The sequence below is a fragment of the Streptomyces rhizosphaerihabitans genome (genome assembly GCF_025399795.1).
GTDB classification, from domain to species: Bacteria; Actinomycetota; Actinomycetes; order Streptomycetales; family Streptomycetaceae; genus Streptomyces; species Streptomyces rhizosphaerihabitans.
Map to the genome: position 1 here is coordinate 236,509 of NZ_JAODTZ010000008.1, position 16,754 is coordinate 253,262.

Below are 16,754 nucleotides of genomic sequence, written 5' to 3' on the forward strand. Positions count from 1 at the left end.
ACATGTCGGCAACACGCTGTAGAGACTTGTCGACATGTAGAGGGTGGATCAACCCTGGAAAAAGGGGGTCTGACGGTTTTTCAGCGCTGAACTGCCAGAAAAAGCGACCTTGAGCGATTCGCTCTTTTCGGTTACGCCTCGATCCTGTTTGCGGATCGAAGACGCGCGAAGCTGCGGGCGAGCAGCCTTGACACGTGCATCTGGGAGACTCCCAGTTCGGCGCTGATCTGTGACTGGGTGAGGTTGCTGTAGTAGCGGAGCAGCAGGATCCGCTGCTCGCGTTCGGGCAGTTGTACGAGCAAATGCCGTACGAGGTCACGGTGTTCGACCCCGTCGAGCGCGGGGTCCTCGTAGCCGAGCCGGTCGAGCAGTCCCGGCAGCCCGTCGCCCTCCTGGGCCGCTTCGAGGGAGGTCGCGTGGTACGACCGGCCCGCCTCGATGCAGGAGAGCACCTCCTCCTCGGTGATGCGCAGCCGCTCGGCGATCTCCGCTGTGGTGGGCGAGCGCCCGAAGGCGGTCGTCAGGTCCTCGGTCGCGCTGTTCACCTGCACCCACAGTTCGTGCAGCCGGCGCGGTACGTGGACGGTGCGAACGTTGTCACGGAAGTACCGCTTGATCTCGCCGACGACCGTCGGCATCGCGAAGGTCGGGAACTGCACGCCGCGGTCCGGGTCGAAGCGGTCGATGGCGTTGATCAGCCCGATGGTGCCGACCTGGACCACGTCCTCCATCGGCTCGTTGCGGGAGCGGAAGCGGGCCGCCGCGTACCGGACGAGCGGCAGGTTCGCCTCGATGAGGGCGCCGCGGACCCGGTTGTGCTCGGGGGTGCCCGGCTCCAGCACCTTGAGTTCGCCGAAGAGCACCTGTGTGAGGGCCCGGGTGTCCGCACCGCGTCGCCGCTCGTGGGTGACCTCCTGGACCGGTGCGGGGACGGACGCGGGGTCCTGTGCGGGGTCCTGTGCGGGGGTCGGTTCGAGATTCGCTGCGGGAGTGGCGGTGGGGCCGGACGCCGGGCCGGGCGCGGGGCTGAGCGTGAGAGTGGCCCCAGGGGCGGCTGTGGGGCCGTCTGCGGGGCTCGGAGCGCTCGGTGCGGTGATCGCTGCCATGGTCTGCGCCGGGGGCGAGGGGGAGGGCGGGGCGGGCGTGAGGGCCGGTGCCTGGGCCTTGGCCGGGGCTTCCTCCTGGGGCGGCGCAGTACTGGCCGACACGGTCAACGCCACCTCTTCATTCGTCAACGATCCGTCAACATATCCGTCAACGTATCCGTCAAAAGCGGTCATAGCATCACAAGACATGTGCACCGTGTGCAAGCACCGCATAACGCCGTGTTGGAGGTGAGTTGGAGGTGAGTTGGGGCGTGGGACGCCAAAAACCCCTGACCGGTTGCGGTCAAGGGCTCGGAAAAAGGCTGCGATCAAAAACGGTCAGAACGGGTAGTCGGCGATCACCCAAGTGGCGAACTCCCGCCAGAGTGCGACACCGGCCACGTGTGCCGGGTGCTCCAGGTAACGCTTGAGGGCGTCGGCGTCGTCGACGGCGGCGTTGATCGCGAAGTCGACCGCGATGGGCCGGTCGCTGATGTTCCACTCGCACTCCCAGACCCGCAGCTCGGGGATCAGGTCGCCGAGCGCACGGAAGGCGGCGACGCCCTCGACGACGCGGGGCTCGTCGCGCCGGACACCGTCGTTGAGCTTGAAGAGGACCAGATGGCGGATCACGGGCACTCCCTGGTGGTGAGGTGGTTCTTCGCTCGGTCGCGTCCCTGTCCGGACGCGCCGCGCTACGTCATGTCTACTCGGCGCCGGGCGCGCGGAATCTCTGACGCGCGGGCGTCGGCACCTGACGTCAGTTCTTCGCTCCGTCGGCGATCCAGGTCATGAAGTCGCCGATCGCCCCAGCGGCGTTCGATATGCCCTCGAACGCTATCTGGACGTAGTCGGCGGCCTTGGCCGGATCCGTGATGATCACGTAGAGCGCGAAGACCACGAGCACATAGATGGCGATCTTCTTCGAATTCACCGCCATGGCGGCCTCCCCTGTGACTGCTGTGCCCGTGGGCCCCCTGCTGCCGGCGGTGAGTGTAACCTTCACGCCGCTTTTAAGGACCAACGGCCCGCTGGTCGAGGCCTTTTGCCGGGCCTGACCGGCGCCCCCGCGGTCCAGGATGGAAGGGAGCCCCGGCGGGAACCGACAGGAGTCCACGGGGCCCGGAGGGACCCCATTGCGGGGTCCGCGCCGCCGGACTTTCCCCCGAGAAGGCGGCGTGGGCTTGCGGGTCCTTTCCGTGGGGGAGGCGGTCGCCCCCGATGCGCCGCTTCCCCCTCCTCCGTGGGAGCGGAGAACCCTTTCGGGTGCGGAAGAGCCCCGGCGGCCGAGCGGCCGCCGGGGCCCTTCCGCGTCCCGGGCCGTACGGAACCCCGCCCCGGAAGGCATGAAGGACCGGGACCCGCGGTGATGACCGGAGCGTCGTTGTCACAGGTGAAGCCGCGGAAGATCAGGACAATCCACCAGTTGTCATCGGGTGTTCAAAAATTCTCAAGAATCCGTACAACCGTTCCTCGCCTTGGCGAGTCTTTGCACGCGGGTCAAACAGACTCCTCCGAACCTATGTGCCCACGTGACCCCCATCGAACGTGAGGCGCTCAGTCCACTTGAGGAACGCGCATGCGTATTCGTGCAAGCCTGGCTGCCGCGACCGTGTCCGGCGTCGTGGCGCTCACTGCCCTTGCCGCTCCGGCCGCACAGGCGACGGACGTCCCGGCGCCCTTCACCTCGAAGATGTCGCCGTTCACGGGCAACACGCCGGCCGACGACAGCCAGGGCGACACTCAGATCACCAAGGTCACGGTCAACGCCAACTCGGACGTCGTCGTCGGTGTGTCCAAGAAGAGCTTCAACATCTATGTGACCGCCACCGACCCGTCCGGCATCAACACCGCCGACGCCATCCTGTGGCACGGCACCAGCCTGTCCTCGGCCGACGCCGACGTGGACGGGGTCATTGCGGCGGACCAGGCCGCCACCTGCGACAAGTGGAGCGCCACGTCCGCCACCTGCAAAATCACCGTCACGGCCGAGCCCGGTGACTCCGAGACGGCCTCGCTCTACGACAGCTTCCTGGCCGGCAAGTGGAACGTGGCCGTGTACGCCGAGGGCAACGACGGTGACTACGTCGAGAAGGACCTCTACAAGAACAGCTGGGTGAAGCGGGCCGCGAGCTTCAGCGGCTTCAACGCCAGCCCTGAGCCCGTCGCCAAGGGCAAGGCCATCACGGTCACCGGCACGCTCAACCGCGCGAGCTGGACCTACCTGAAGTACTACGGCTACGGCAGCCAGAGCGTCCAGCTGCAGTTCAAGAAGGCGGGCGCCAGCACCTACAGCACCGTCAAGACGATCACGAGCTCGTCCAGCGGCTACCTGAAGACCACGGTGACCGCCTCGGTGGACGGTACCTACCGCTTCCACTACGCGGGCAACAGCACCTCGTCCGTCGCGGACGCCTACGACTACGTCGACGTTCGCTGACCGAACAGGTGAGCAGGGGCCCCGGACCAGTCCGGGGCCTTTCCTGTGCGGGCCGACGGGCCGGGCCTCATCGAGGCCCGTGGCCGGCGGGAGAAGCACCGCGAGCGGTCGGCGGACGCTCGCGGTGCATGCGTGACAGCGCTGAACGGGGCTGTCGCCGTGCCTGTCCGGCTGCCGGGCCAGCCTTCCCGTCGAACCGAGACGGAACAGCACGAAGGGCCCGATCCAGTGGATCGGGCCCTTCGCCCATCTGCGGTAGCGGAGGGATTTGAACCCTCGGTGACTTGCGCCACACTCGCTTTCGAGGCGAGCTCCTTCGGCCGCTCGGACACGCTACCGAGGGAGACCCTACCCCAAGGTGGGCCGTGGTCTGAAATCCGTTTCGACGGCCCCGGATCTTCCGCGCGGGACGCGGGCAGAGGGCCGGCGAGTGCTCGGCCGGGCTTGTCCGGTGTCTGTCCGGTGAGCGGCAGATGCTCGCCCGGGGCTGCCCGCTGAGCGGCAGTGAGCGCCGTGAGCGAGAGTGAGCGGCAGCGGTCGGTCAGCGGTCGCGGAAGAAGTCGGTGAGCAGCGCGGCGCATTCCTCGGCGAGGACGCCCTCGACGACCTCGGGCCGGTGGTTGAGCCGCCGGTCGCGGACGACGTCCCAGACGGAGCCGGTCGCGCCCGCCTTCTCGTCGCGGGCGCCGTACACCACCCGCTCGACACGGGACTGGACGAGCGCGCCCGCGCACATCGTGCAGGGCTCCAGGGTGACGACGAGCGTGCAGCCGGACAGCCGCCACTCACCGAGCACGGTGGCGGCCCTGCGCAGCGCCAGGACCTCGGCGTGTGCCGTCGGGTCGCCGGTGGCCTCTCGTTCGTTGTGCCCGGCCGCCAGTACGGTCGTACCGTCCGGGGACAGTACGACGGCACCGACGGGAACGTCCCCGCCCCGGACCGCCAGCCGTGCCTCGTCCAGGGCGAGCCGCATCGGGGCCCGCCACCGGTCACGTACGGGATCGGGCGGCCGGGGTACCTGGTGGGAGGTGCTCACCAGGGGAACCTAGCGGAATCCCGCCCGGTCCGACGGCAGGGACCTGCGTGGGCCGTCCCCCGCCGTCCCACCGTTCCGGCGAGCGGCAGACGGCGGGCGAAGACCCGGCCCGCTGGATGGGGCCGGCTCGCCGGTCGGGGGTTGGCTCGCAGGCCAAAGGGGCAGGGCCTAGCGGACGGTCTCCAGGACCTCTGCCGCTCCCAGGGCTTCGGCGATCGTGCTGAGCGCGTCGCCTTCGTCCAGGGCCAGCAGTTCCCTCTCGCTCACTCCGAGGTCCGCGAGGATGTAGCGGTCCCCGACGGGGCTGTGCGACACGGCATCGCCGGACACGCTCCCCTGTTCCTCCTCGTCGTCATCGGAGTCCCCGGGGTCACCGTCCTCCGTGCCGTCCAGATCGAGGGAGTCCAGGTCGGCGTCGTCGTCGCCCGGCTCCCGTCCTAGTAGTTCGTCCGTGAGCAGGATCTCGCCGTACGAGCTACGGGCGGCCGCGGCGGCGTCCGAGACGTAGATACGAGGGTCCTCCTCGCCGTCCACGCGGACGACGCCGAACCACGCGTCCTCCTGCTCGATGAGTACGAGCACCGTGTCCTCGTCCGAGACTTCACGGGCCAGGTCGGTCAGATCCGACAGGGTTTCCACATCGTCGAGCTCTGTATCGCTCGCTTCCCACCCGTCTTCGGTGCGCGCGAGCAGTGCGGCGAAGTACACCGTGACTCTCCCACTGGTCATAGGCGTGCCGGTTGGGGTTCCCCCCGGCGGAGGCTGTGGGCGAGGAATGCTGCTCCGAGCCCCGCCCACTCGGAATCGTGGCAGAAACAGAGCGATCAGGGGATGTCTTCGGCCTGCTGTGTCTGCCTCTTTTGATCGCTAACAGCGGATCGTACGCGGCTGCCCGCGCCGCGTAAGCGCCTCCGCGCCCGACACGTCCACCACACGGCCCCTCGTGGCACGGGCGTGGCCCGGTTCCACAGCGGCCGGGCGACCGGTTTTCCCTCCGGCGTGCCGTCGACCGCCGTGCGGGCGCGTCACCCCGTCCCGGGCGGCCGTGTCACCGGCGGCGGCGCGGGCACACCGCCGACCTTCCCGCGGGTTCGGCGGAACGGCGGTGTGGAGAGTGCATCCACCCTCCGTGGGCGTGTTGGCCGCACTCCTCCACACGGCGGCATCCGTGGCGGGGCGCAGGGCGACGACGATGGCGTGCGGGTTGACGACCGCGACGGGCGAGGGCCGGCGATGATGGCGTGTGTCCCGACATCCGTGGTGGACCAGGCCTGCGATCAGGGCCTGCGGGTTGACGACCGCGACGCGGCGGGCCGACGGTGATGGCGTGTGCTCCGTCATCCGTGGTGGACCGGGCCAACGGCCAACGGCCAACGGCCAACGACCTGCGGCCCTGCGGGCGACGACAGTCGCTGGTGCCGACTACCAGCGGAACGTGCGCATGCGCATCGCGTGGCGGAGCCGGGCGGTCTTGGCGCGGCGGGGCTGGACCCGGTCGCGCAGCTCGCGTGCCTCGGTCAGGTCGCGCAGGAACTGGGCCCGTCGCCTCCTGCGCTCGGCGTCGCTCTCCAGCCGCTCGGAGGACTCCTCTTCCGGGTTCCGCATTGGCACACCACCCCAGGTCCGTCCCTCCCACCTTCCCTCTGATGGGCGGTTTGATGCCAGCGGACGGGTGATGCCGGACGGCGGCTCTTGCCGGGCGGGTCAGTGTCGGGTGGCGGGAGCCCCGCTACTGTTGTGGACATGCGTCTTCACGTCGTCGACCACCCCCTGGTCGCCCATAAGCTCACCACCCTGCGCGACCGGCGCACCGACTCCGCGACCTTCCGGCGGCTGGCCGACGAGCTGGTCACCCTGCTCGCCTACGAGGCCACCCGCGACGTGCGCACGGAGCAGGTCGACATCGTGACCCCGGTCTCCCCGACCACAGGCGTCAAGCTCTCCTACCCGCGCCCGCTCGTCGTGCCGATCCTGCGCGCCGGCCTCGGCATGCTCGACGGTATGGTCCGGCTGCTGCCGACCGCCGAGGTGGGCTTCCTGGGCATGGTGCGCGACGAGGAGACGCTTCAGGCCTCCACGTACGCCACCCGTATGCCCGACGACCTCTCCGGCCGTCAGGTGTACGTCCTGGACCCGATGCTGGCCACCGGCGGCACGCTCGTCGCCGCGATCCAGGAGCTGATCAAGCGCGGCGCCGACGATGTCACCGCCGTGGTCCTGCTCGCCGCCCCGGAGGGTGTCGAGCTCATGGAGCGCGACCTGGCGGGCACGCCGGTCACCGTCGTCACGGCCTCGGTCGACGAGCGCCTGAACGAGCACGGCTACATCGTGCCGGGTCTCGGCGACGCCGGGGACCGGATGTACGGCGCCGCCGAGTAACTCCGTAGCGACTGCGGAGCCGCCCCGGAGTCAGCGTCTCTTCTTCGAGCGCGACTTCGGAGTCAGCGGCTCGCGCTCGTGAGCGACCCCGAAGTCGGCAGCTCGTCCGTCGAGCCCGGCTCCGGGGTCAGCGGCTCTTCTTCGGGAGCGAACCCGGAGTCAGCAGCTCTTCTTCGAGGTGGAGGGCGCCGGTTCGGGCTGAGCCAGGACGGTCAGCGCCTTGTCGGCGTCCTCCTTCTTCGTCAGCGTCTTGAAATCGGTGCCGATGATGAGGTCGACCGTGGTGGCCTGGGCGCGGCCGTCGGTCTTCAGCTCGGCGCCGGAGAGCTGGGTGTTGAGTACGGGCAGCGCGGCCTGGTCGGCGGTCTTGGCGCCGAGCAGCAGCCCCGCCCCCGCGACCTTCTTGTCGTACGCGGCCGTCGCGTTGCCCACGTCACCGATCTTGAAGCCGCGCTTCTTCAGCTCGTCCGCCGTCTGCTTGGCGAGCCCGCTGCGGGGAGTCGCGTTGAAGACGTTCACGGTGATCTGGCCGGGCTTGGGCAGAGTGGCCGCGACGGCGGCGGCCGCGGAGGCCTTCGCCGAGGGCGTGACCTTCGCCGCGCAGTCCGCCTTGGTGCCCGCGGCCGTGGCCTTGCTGCCGCCCGTGTAGATGTCGATGAGCTGCAGGGACCCCCACCCGATCAGCCCGAGCACGGTGACGGAGGCGACGCTCAGGAACGCGAACTTGCGACGCCCGCGGGGGCGGCGCATCCGCGGGTACTTGTCCCCCGTGATCCGATACTGGCCACCCATGCCAGGGGGAGTAAGCATGCTCATGGGCGCAGCGTAGTGCGCCGAGACGCCAATGCCTACTAGATGATCATTGCCCGGCGTTCAGTTCAACCCATTGGGGTCAAGCCGTGGCCATTAGTCCAGTTCAAGAACGCGCGCGTGCAGCACCTGGCGCTGCTGGAGCGCGGCGCGGACGGCGCGGTGCAGGCCGTCCTCCAGGTACAGATCGCCCTGCCACTTGACGACATGGGCGAAGAGGTCGCCGTAGAAGGTGGAGTCCTCCGCGAGGAGGGTCTCCAGGTCCAGCTGGCCCTTGGTCGTCACGAGCTGATCGAGGCGGACCGGGCGCGGCGCGACGTCCGCCCACTGCCGGGTGCTTTCCCGGCCGTGGTCGGGGTACGGCCGGCCGTTTCCGATGCGCTTGAAGATCACACGGAAAGCCTACCGGTCAAGACCTTCCGGGCGCAGCCATGGCGGCGGAGTGCGACGCTGGAAAAGATGTCGTAAATCCTTGCAAATCGGGAACAGGTGTCTGATAAAGGCGACGGCGAGGCCGTGCCGTCGACTGCCGCTGGGACCGTTCCCGAGCGGACGGCCGGTGCTCCCGCGCTCCCGCGGGAAGCCCTGGAGATCGCCGCCGGCTACGCCGTCGCCGGTCCCGCCCTGGATCTCGGCGCGCTGATCTGGGACGGGACGTGCCTGCCCGACGCGCAGATCCGCATCCCGTTGCCGATGCTGAACCGGCACGGCCTGGTGGCGGGCGCCACCGGCACCGGCAAGACCAAGACGCTCCAGCTGATCGCCGAGCAGCTGTCGGCGCAGGGTGTCTCCGTCTTCCTCGCCGACATCAAAGGTCCAGGAGCGCGCGCGGGAGGTCCACCAGGAGTGGACACAGAGCGGCTGTCCGGCGGAGTTCTACGCGCTCGGCGGCCTCGGCCACGGCATTCCCGTACGCGCCACCGCAGGGTGGGCGCTCCGGCGGCCGGAGCCGGCCGAAGAAGGACGCCTCCGTCGTCGAGCAGGTCGTCGGCAGCGGGCTGTTCAAGTCCCTGGCCCGGTCCGTGGGTACGCAGACCGGGCGGGAGATCACCCGGTCGATCTTCGGGACGGCGCGCAAGCTGCGCTGATTCCAGCCCCCGGATGCTTGAGGCGCAGGCGCAGGGGCCACGGCCGGGGCGAGCCTTGCGGGGCGGCACCCGCGCTGGGGATGAGGAGCACCCGCGCCGGGAAGGGCGGGAACACCCGTGCCCGGGAGCGCGCCGGCACCGTGCCCGGGAGGGTGGAAGCGCCCCGGACCGAGGACGGTGGGGGCACCCTTGCCCGGGGCGGGCGGACGCCGGTTCCCCGGACCCGGGTTACTTGCTGGAGGCCTTCGCCGCCGCCTTCATCTCCTGTTTGTGGGCGCGGACCTTGGCGAGGGACTCCGGGCCGGTGATGTCGGCGACCGAGCGGAAGGACTCGGCCTCGCCGTAGGAGCCCGCCGCTTCGCGCCAGCCCTTGGGGCGGACGCCGAGTTGTTTGCCGAGGAGGGCCAGGAAGATCTGGGCCTTCTGGGGGCCGAAGCCGGGGAGTCCCTTGAGACGGCGGAGGAGTTCCTCGCCGGTTGCGGCGTCCCTCCAGACGGCGGCGGCGTCTCCGTCGTAGTGCTCGACGAGGTACTGGCACAGCTGATGGATGCGCTTGCCCATCGAACCGGGATACCGGTGCACGGCCGGCTTTTCCGAGAGCAGCGCGGCGAACCTCTCCGGGTCGTACGAGGCGATCTCGTTCGCGTCGAGATCGTCCGCCCCCATGCGCTGGGCGATCGTGTACGGCCCCGCGAAGGCCCACTCCATCGGCACCTGCTGGTCCAGCAGCATGCCGACCAGGGCCGCGAGCGGGCTGCGGCCGAGCAGTTCGTCGGCCTCGGGCTGCTGGGTGAGGTGAAGAGCGACGTCCATGGATCGATGATCCCGCGTGCGGGGCGGGACGCTCGGTCGTGGCCCCCAGGTTCACCGGGTCCTCACCCCGGGCGCACCCTCCGGAGCGTGTGAGTTAGGTTAGCCTAACCTGACATGAGTGGGGATGAGTCGTGACCGCCGATATCTACCGTGACACCTGGGGCATCCCGCACCTGCGCGCCGGCAGCGCACGTGAACTCGCCCACGCCCAGGGCCGGGTCACCGCCCGGGACCGGGCCTGGCAGCTGGAGGTCGAACGGCACCGCTCCCAGGGCACCTCGGCCGCGTTCCTAGGCGCGGAATCCGTCGGCTGGGACCGGTTCGCGCGCCGAGCCCGGCTCGACGACACCGCACGACGCTGTTTCGAGGCCCTGCGGGAGCGGGACCCCGAGACCGCCGCGTGGGTCGTCGCGTACGTCGACGGGGTCAACGCCGGACTGGCCGAAGGGGCCTCCCGCGCGCCGGAGTTCGCGGCGAGCGGGCTCACTCCGGGGCGCTGGGAACCCTGGAGTCCCATGGGGGTCTGGCTCGGCACCCACATCCTCTTCGCCGGGTTCCCCGCCAAGCTGTGGCGCGAGGAGGTCGTACGGCGGCTGGGCCCGGACGCGGTCGGCCTGTTCGCCATGGACGGGCCGGGCACGGCCGGGAGCAACGGATGGCTGGTGAGCGGCGAACGCACTGCCACCGGGCAGGCGCTGATCGCCGGTGACCCGCACCGCTTCATCGAGGATCCCGGCGTCTACCAGCAGATCCGCCTCTCCTGCCCGGAGTTCGACGTCGTCGGCCTCGCCGTCCCCGGCGTTCCCGGTATCGCCCACTTCGCCCACACCGGAACCGTCGCCTGGGCGATCACCAACGCGATGGCCGACTACCAGGACCTCTACCGGGAGCGGCTGCGTCTCGTGGACGCGGGGGACGCGGGGGACGCAGGGGACGCGGGGGATGCAGAGGACGCAGGGGATGCAGGGGATACGAGGGAGGGCGTGGCTGTCGAGGCCCTCGGTCCCGACGGTGTGTGGCGGGCCGCGGTACGGCACGTGGAGCGGGTGGAGGTGGCCGGCGGCGAACCCGTCGAGGTCGAGGTGATCGAGACGGAGCGCGGGCCCGTGGTGATCGGGGGCGTGGGCGCCGAGGAGTCCATCAGTCTCCGCTACCCGCCCCGCGTGACACGCGACCTCGGCTTCGGCGCGCTCCTCCCGCTGTTGCGCGCCCGCCGGGTCGCCGACGTGGACCGGGCGTTCGAAGCCTGGGCCGAGCCGGTGAACGTCGTGCAGGCCGCCGACACCGAGGGCGGAGTGCTGTACCGCGTCGCGGGCCGGGTCCCGGTCCGCGCCATGGCCGGCCGAACCCGGGTGGTGCCCGCCTGGGAGGCCGGGCACGAGTGGACCGGCTGGCACGAGATGCCGTACGGCCCGGTCGTGGACGGCCTCGCCGTGATGGCGAACCAGCGCGGCCCCGCGGCCCCGCTCGGCGTCGAGTTCGCGCCGCCCCACCGTGCCGCCCGCATTCGACAGCTGCTCGACGCGGGCGCGAAGTGGTCGGCGCGGGACATGCCGGTCATCCACATGGACACCCATCTCGCCTCCGCCGCAGCTCTGTTGGACCGATTGCCCGCACTGGAACTCTCCGAAGCCGCGACCGGGATCAGGGACCAACTCCTGCGCTGGAACCGGCACATGGACGCCGACAGCACTGCGGCGGCGATGTACGCGCAGGTGCGCGGCGCGGTCGTGCGACGGCTCGCCGCTCACCCGGCGCTCGCCGTCCTGGCGGAGCCGCCCGCGGTCCCGGACGTCTTCCTGCCCTGGCTCGCGATCGCCCCGCGTGTTGCCTTCGCCCTCGAAAACCTGCTGACCGCACAGGAGTTGTACGGCGTGGACCGCGACGACGTGGTGCGCGCGGCCGTCGAGGAGGCGGCCGCCCGGCCCGTGTCGTCCCGCACCTGGGGCGACACCCATCGCCTCGCCCCCTGGCGTGCGCTCACCGGCGACCCGTACGACGAACCGGCCCTGTCCGGCGACAACGACTGCGTCCTGTCCACCTCGTCGGTGCCCGGACTGACCGACCTGAGCGCCCGTGGATCCGCCGCCCGGTACGTCTGGGACCTCGCCGACCGGGCCAACAGCCTCTGGGTGGTCCCGTTCGGAGCCGACGGCGTTCCCGGTGCGGCCCACAACCGCGACCAACTCCCCTTGTGGCTCAAGGGAGATCTCGTCCCCGTGACCACCGACTGGAACACGCTGACCAAGGAGAGCGATGACGACTGAGACGTACGCCGACGCCCGTGAGGCCGTTCACGAGCAACGGGTCGACGGCTTCGGCACGGTCCGGGTGCTGCACGTGGACCCGCACGCCGACCTCGACGTCCTGCACGGCTGGGTCACCGAGGAGCGGGCCGCGTACTGGGGCATGACCGGGTTCACCAGGCGGCAGGTGCTGGAGACCTACCTCCACCTCGACTCGCTCGACACCCACCACGCCTTCCTCACGGTCAAGGACGGCGTACCCGCAGCGCTCTTCCAGACGTACGAGCCCGAGGCCGACCGGGTCTCCGAGTGCTACGAGGTCCGGCCCGGCGACATCGGCGTCCACCTGCTGATCGGACCCCCGGCCCCCGGCGGCGGCGAGCGGCCGGGCTGGTCGTCCACGCTGCTGGCGGCGTTCCTGGCGTACGCGCTGACCGGACTCGACCGGCAGCGGGCCGTGGTGGAACCCGACGCCCGCAACGCCAAGGCCATCGCCCGGCTGACCCGGCAGGGTTTCGTCCCCGCCGGGGACATCGTGCTCCCCGAGATCGACCTGCCCGAGGTCCACCTCCCCGAGAAACACGCCCGGCTCGCCTTCCTGACGCGGGAGGCCTTCGAGAAGGGTCCGGCGGCGCCGAGGTGAGCCGGACGCGGGCCCCGTCCGTACGTAACCGAGACTCTGCACATGCGGATACGGAGACGGCGTGTGAACGGAAGCGGGCAGCGAGACCGGCGACGGCTCGGCGCGAGGGCGCTGGCTCTGCTGGGCAGTGTCCTGGTGCTGGTGCTCTTCGGGGGCGTGGGCGGCGCGTCCGCCCACGCCGCGCTCACCAGCACCGATCCGCAGGACGGCAGCGTGCTGAAGTCGGCGCCCCGCCAGGTGACCCTGACGTTCAGTGAGTCGATCGGCCTGCTCGACGACTCCTTCCGCGTGCTCACCCCGAGGAACCGGCGCGTCCACACCGGCGAACCGAGCCACGCGGACGGCCGTTCCGACACCGCCCGCGTCACCCTGCCGCGCGGCCTCGGCACCGGCACGTTCACCGTGGCCTGGCGGGTCGTCTCGGCGGACAGCCACCCCGTCTCCGGCGCCTTCACCTTCTCCATCGGCAAACCCTCCGCGACCCCCGCGCCACTGCCGCCGACCGGGGGGAACCCCGCTTCCGCCGCCCTCTACGACATCGCCCGCTATGCCGCGTACAGCGGGCTCGCCCTGTTCATCGGCACGGCCGCCTTCGTCCTGGCCTGCGGCTTCCCCGGATCCGTACGCCGTCTGCTGGTGACCGGCTGGTGGACCCTGCTCGGCTCCACGTTCGCGCTGCTCCTGCTGCGCGGCCCCTACGAGCGCGGCACCGGTGTGGGCGGGGCCTTCGACCCGGCGATCCTGAGCGAGACCCTGACGAGCCGGCCCGGCCTCGTACTGGTGGCGCGGCTGGCGCTGCTCGCCGCGGTGGCCTTCGTGCCCCCGCGGGCGCCGGTACGGGACCAGGAGTCCGGCCGTGGCGTCCTCGTGCTCGGCGGACTGTTCTCGCTGGCCCTCGCGGTCACCTGGGCCGCCGCCGAGCACGCCTCCGCCGGGATCCAGGTCCCTGTGGCGATGGTCTCCTCCGTGCTGCACCTGCTCGCCATGGCGGTGTGGCTCGGCGGCCTGACAGCTCTGCTGACCGCCCTCCACCGCCCTGCCGAACCGATCCCCCCGGCCGTCGTCACCCGCTTCTCCCGGCTCGCCCTCACCTCGGTCGCGGTCCTCGCGATCACCGGCGTCTACCAGTCCTGGCGCGGCCTCGGCTCCTGGGACGCCCTGACCTCGACGTCGTACGGCAGGCTCCTGGTCGTCAAACTCGCCGGTGTGACGCTGCTGCTGGCGGCGGCGGCGTTCTCGCGCCGCTGGACGGCCCGGATGGCGATGACGGAGACCTCCGCCGCCGTCCCCGCCGAACGGGTCGCGGTCGCGGTCGGGATCGCGGTGCCGGCCGGGGCGCCGAGGGACACGAGCGCCGCCGCCGACGACGTACAGGAAGAGCGCGAAGGCGAGGGCGAGGACGCGGGCGCCCAGAAGGACGCACCGGGAGAGGGCCCAAGGGGCGACGGACCGTCGGGGGACGAGCCGACGGGACCCGGGCCGACCACCGGACCGGGGGACGCCGCGCACCACCGGGGCCTGCGCCGCTCGGTGCTCGCCGAGGTCGCCATCGGCATCCTGGTGCTGGTGATCACGACGATGCTGACCGGGACCCAGCCGGGCCGCGCGGCCACCGAGACCGCCGCCGCCGTAGTGGCAGCGGACCGGCCGACCTCGACGACGACACTCGTGCCCTTCGACGTCGGCACCCCGGGCGGCCACGGCAAGGTCCAGATCGAGCTGTCCCCGGGCCGGGTGGGTGAGAACTCCGTGCAGGCCGTGATCATCGGCCCCGACGGCGGCCTCGCGACCGTCCCCGAACTGCGCCTCACCTTCACCCTGGAATCCCAGAAGGTCGGTCCGATCGACGCGGAGATCACCGACAAGGGCGGCTACTGGACGTCCGACGGCCTCACCCTTCCGCTCCCCGGCACCTGGACCATGAAGGCCACGGTCCGCACCAGCGACATCGACGAGGTCACCGTCTCGAAGACGGTGAAGATCGGCTGAGGCGGGGCCCCTCGACATCGTGCCCGGCGAAGGCCCCGACCATGATCGGTCGGGGCCTTCGGTCCGCTCGGTGTTCCGGCCCGCGTGATCGGCCGGATCATGGGTCGGGAACCGGGCACGTCCGCTCGGATGCGGGCGCGGTACCTCCATGTGCCGGACGCCATGCTCAAGGACGTGGCCCGGAAGATCGCCGATGCCGTCTGGGCCCTCGGCACTCCTTGTGGACAAAGACCAGGACAACGAGGGCTGAGGAACGTCGAAGGGCCCCGCTGCAAGCAGCGGGGCCCTTCGACGTTAGTGCCCGGTGAGGCACTGGCGGAGGATACGAGATTCGAACTCGTGAGGGGTTGCCCCCAACACGCTTTCCAAGCGTGCGCCCTAGGCCACTAGGCGAATCCTCCGGGGCAAACAATACAAGACGTTGAGGAGTGCTCGCGAACTCGTTCCCCACCCCCGGCATCCTGTACTCTTTGCGGAGCCCCTCACGTGGCGCTATCTGACTGAACTCCCCCAGGGCCGGAAGGCAGCAAGGGTAGGTTGGCTCTGGCGGGTGCGTGGGGGGCGCTTGCGTTTCCGGGACGGCCGCCGCACAGCCGCCGCACAGCCGCCGGAAGGCTGCTGGGGCAGCTGCTGGGACGGCTGTAGGGCCGGCCGGGGACCGGATGCCGCCGGGGTCGCGCCCGGGATGCGCTCAGGACGGTCCTCGTTGTCAGTGGGCGCCTATAACCTCGTAGACGTGTCGTCTCTCGCGCTCTACCGCCGCTATCGCCCGGAGTCGTTCGCCGAGGTCATCGGGCAGGAACATGTCACCGACCCGTTGCAGCAGGCGCTGCGGAACAACCGGGTCAATCACGCGTACCTGTTCAGCGGTCCGCGCGGGTGCGGCAAGACCACGAGCGCGCGCATCCTCGCCCGCTGCCTGAACTGCGAGAAGGGGCCCACACCGACCCCGTGCGGGGAGTGCCAGTCCTGTCAGGACCTCGCCCGCAACGGCCGGGGCTCCATCGACGTCATCGAGATCGACGCCGCTTCGCACGGTGGTGTGGACGACGCCCGTGACCTGCGGGAAAAGGCCTTCTTCGGGCCCGCGGGCAGTCGGTACAAGATCTACATCATCGACGAGGCCCACATGGTCACGTCGGCCGGTTTCAACGCGCTGCTGAAGGTCGTCGAGGAACCCCCGGAGCATCTCAAGTTCATCTTCGCCACGACCGAGCCCGAGAAGGTCATCGGCACGATCCGGTCGCGGACCCACCACTACCCGTTCCGGCTGGTGCCGCCGGGGACCCTGCGCGAGTACCTGGGCGAGGTCTGCGGGCAGGAGGGGATCCCCGTCGAGGACGGCGTGCTTCCCCTGGTCGTACGGGCGGGCGCGGGGTCCGTGCGTGACTCCATGTCCGTGATGGACCAGCTGCTCGCGGGTGCCGCCGAAGCCGGTGTGACGTACGCCATGGCGACCTCGCTGCTCGGGTACACGGAAGGCTCGCTGCTGGACGCCGTCGTCGAGGCGTTCGCGGCGGGGGACGGCGCCGCCGCGTTCGAAGTGGTGAACACCGTCATCGAAGGCGGTAACGACCCGCGGCGATTCGTCGCCGACCTGCTGGAGCGGCTGCGGGACCTGGTGATCCTGGCGGCCGTCCCGGACGCGGCGGAGAAGGGGCTCATCGACGCCCCGGTCGAGGTCGTCGAGCGCATGCAGGCGCAGGCCGGGGTCTTCGGCGCAGCCGAGCTGAGCCGCGCCGCCGACCTCGTCAACGACGGGCTGACGGAAATGCGCGGAGCCACCTCGCCGCGCCTCCAGCTCGAACTCATCTGCGCGCGCGTCCTGCTGCCGGCCGCCTACGGGGACGAGCGGTCCCTCATGGCCCGGCTCGACCGTATCGAGCGCGGAGTGAACTTCTCCGGTGGTGGAGCGGCGCCCGCCATGGGATACATGCCCGGACCCGAGGTGCACGGCGCGGTACCGGTCCCGCAGACCGGGCCGGCGGTTTCTCCCGGGGGCGGCCCCGCGGCGGCCCGTGCCGCAGCCCGGGGAGCGGGACAGGGCCCAGGACATGGAGCGGGGCACGGAGCTGGGCCGACGGGAGCCGGTGAGGGTGCCGGAGCCGTGCCGGGAGTGGTGCCCGTGACGTCCGCTCCCGTCGCGCCGGTGGCACCCGCGGCGCCCGTCACCGCCCCGGCTCAGACGAATGCGCCTTCGTACGCCCCCGTGGCACCCGAGCAGC

Annotated in this window: 15 protein-coding genes, 2 tRNA genes, 1 other RNA gene and 2 pseudogenes; 9 read left to right on the plus strand and 11 right to left on the minus strand. The window is 70.8% G+C overall.

Annotation, left to right across the window (positions count from 1 at the left end; all coding sequences use genetic code 11):
• Nucleotides 1–131: 131 nt before the first annotated feature.
• The 3 genes from N4G66_RS11155 to N4G66_RS11165 all read right to left on the minus strand — a co-directional run bounded on the left by N4G66_RS11155 (nucleotide 132) and on the right by N4G66_RS11165 (nucleotide 2,025).
• Complete coding sequence (locus N4G66_RS11155; protein ID WP_391858794.1) at nucleotides 132–1,208, minus strand: RNA polymerase sigma factor SigF; 1,077 nt, start codon at nucleotides 1,206–1,208, stop codon at nucleotides 132–134.
• Between the two features lie 216 nt (nucleotides 1,209–1,424).
• The gene (locus N4G66_RS11160) at nucleotides 1,425–1,718 is read right to left on the minus strand and encodes a Dabb family protein (RefSeq protein ID WP_261703855.1); all 294 of its coding nucleotides are present in this window, start codon (nucleotides 1,716–1,718) and stop codon (nucleotides 1,425–1,427) included.
• Nucleotides 1,719–1,845: 127 nt separating this feature from the next.
• The gene (locus tag N4G66_RS11165) at nucleotides 1,846–2,025 is read right to left on the minus strand and encodes a hypothetical protein (RefSeq protein ID WP_037615173.1); all 180 of its coding nucleotides are present in this window, start codon (nucleotides 2,023–2,025) and stop codon (nucleotides 1,846–1,848) included.
• Between the two features lie 639 nt (nucleotides 2,026–2,664).
• Here N4G66_RS11165 and N4G66_RS11170 point away from each other — a divergent pair.
• A complete protein-coding gene (locus N4G66_RS11170) occupies nucleotides 2,665–3,525 on the plus strand; it encodes a calcium-binding protein (RefSeq protein WP_261703856.1) in 861 nt (286 codons plus the stop codon).
• Nucleotides 3,526–3,778: 253 nt separating this feature from the next.
• Here the strand turns inward: N4G66_RS11170 and N4G66_RS11175 are convergent.
• From N4G66_RS11175 to N4G66_RS11190, 4 genes are all read right to left on the minus strand, one after another.
• Nucleotides 3,779–3,863 (minus strand) — tRNA-Ser (locus N4G66_RS11175).
• Between the two features lie 203 nt (nucleotides 3,864–4,066).
• Nucleotides 4,067–4,498: a tRNA adenosine(34) deaminase TadA gene (gene tadA / locus N4G66_RS11180; RefSeq protein ID WP_261703885.1), complete on the minus strand. Its 432-nt coding sequence runs from the start codon at nucleotides 4,496–4,498 to the stop codon at nucleotides 4,067–4,069.
• Between the two features lie 231 nt (nucleotides 4,499–4,729).
• Nucleotides 4,730–5,269, minus strand: a complete 540-nt coding sequence (locus N4G66_RS11185) for a tRNA adenosine deaminase-associated protein (protein WP_261703886.1) — start codon at nucleotides 5,267–5,269, stop codon at nucleotides 4,730–4,732.
• 714 nt (nucleotides 5,270–5,983) lie between these two features.
• Nucleotides 5,984–6,166, minus strand: a complete 183-nt coding sequence (locus N4G66_RS11190) for a hypothetical protein (protein ID WP_261703857.1) — start codon at nucleotides 6,164–6,166, stop codon at nucleotides 5,984–5,986.
• A 138-nt stretch (nucleotides 6,167–6,304) separates the two neighbouring features.
• Between N4G66_RS11190 and upp the strand changes: the two genes are divergently transcribed.
• A complete protein-coding gene (upp, locus tag N4G66_RS11195) occupies nucleotides 6,305–6,940 on the plus strand; it encodes a uracil phosphoribosyltransferase (RefSeq protein WP_261703858.1) in 636 nt (211 codons plus the stop codon).
• 159 nt (nucleotides 6,941–7,099) lie between these two features.
• Here upp and N4G66_RS11200 read toward each other — a convergent pair whose 3' ends face one another.
• On the minus strand, nucleotides 7,100–7,756 hold the full coding sequence (locus tag N4G66_RS11200) for a LytR C-terminal domain-containing protein (RefSeq protein ID WP_261703859.1): 657 nt from the start codon (nucleotides 7,754–7,756) through the stop codon (nucleotides 7,100–7,102).
• Between the two features lie 90 nt (nucleotides 7,757–7,846).
• On the minus strand, nucleotides 7,847–8,143 hold the full coding sequence (locus tag N4G66_RS11205; protein ID WP_003999914.1) for a type II toxin-antitoxin system VapB family antitoxin: 297 nt from the start codon (nucleotides 8,141–8,143) through the stop codon (nucleotides 7,847–7,849).
• Between the two features lie 123 nt (nucleotides 8,144–8,266).
• Here N4G66_RS11205 and N4G66_RS45870 point away from each other — a divergent pair.
• Nucleotides 8,267–8,819, plus strand: a pseudogene (locus N4G66_RS45870) (helicase HerA-like domain-containing protein); the annotation flags it as partial.
• 247 nt (nucleotides 8,820–9,066) lie between these two features.
• On the opposite strand, the gene N4G66_RS11215 reads toward N4G66_RS45870, so the two are convergent.
• Entirely contained in the window at nucleotides 9,067–9,651 is a 585-nt protein-coding gene (locus N4G66_RS11215; RefSeq protein WP_261703860.1) for an HhH-GPD-type base excision DNA repair protein, read from the minus strand.
• 131 nt (nucleotides 9,652–9,782) lie between these two features.
• Here N4G66_RS11215 and N4G66_RS11220 point away from each other — a divergent pair, with 131 nt between their 5' ends.
• From N4G66_RS11220 to N4G66_RS11235, 4 genes and pseudogenes are all read left to right on the plus strand, one after another.
• Nucleotides 9,783–11,918, plus strand: coding sequence for a penicillin acylase family protein (locus N4G66_RS11220; protein ID WP_261703861.1), 2,136 nt, complete (start codon nucleotides 9,783–9,785; stop codon nucleotides 11,916–11,918).
• Entirely contained in the window at nucleotides 11,908–12,540 is a 633-nt protein-coding gene (locus N4G66_RS11225; RefSeq protein ID WP_261703862.1) for a GNAT family N-acetyltransferase, read from the plus strand. Before N4G66_RS11220 ends, N4G66_RS11225 begins: the two co-directional genes overlap by 11 nt.
• 42 nt (nucleotides 12,541–12,582) lie before the next feature.
• Nucleotides 12,583–14,529, plus strand: coding sequence for a copper resistance CopC/CopD family protein (locus tag N4G66_RS11230; protein ID WP_391858795.1), 1,947 nt, complete (start codon nucleotides 12,583–12,585; stop codon nucleotides 14,527–14,529).
• Nucleotides 14,530–14,595: 66 nt separating this feature from the next.
• Nucleotides 14,596–14,779: pseudogene (locus tag N4G66_RS11235) on the plus strand (site-specific integrase); the annotation flags it as partial.
• Nucleotides 14,780–14,842: 63 nt separating this feature from the next.
• On the opposite strand, the gene N4G66_RS11240 reads toward N4G66_RS11235, so the two are convergent.
• Nucleotides 14,843–14,930, minus strand: a tRNA-Ser gene (locus N4G66_RS11240).
• A gap of 72 nt (nucleotides 14,931–15,002) precedes the next feature.
• Between N4G66_RS11240 and ffs the strand changes: the two genes are divergently transcribed.
• Nucleotides 15,003–15,101, plus strand: an RNA gene (ffs, locus tag N4G66_RS11245) — signal recognition particle sRNA small type.
• 164 nt (nucleotides 15,102–15,265) lie between these two features.
• On the plus strand, nucleotides 15,266–16,754 hold a 1,489-nt coding region (locus N4G66_RS11250), incomplete at its 3' end, for a DNA polymerase III subunit gamma and tau (protein WP_261703864.1).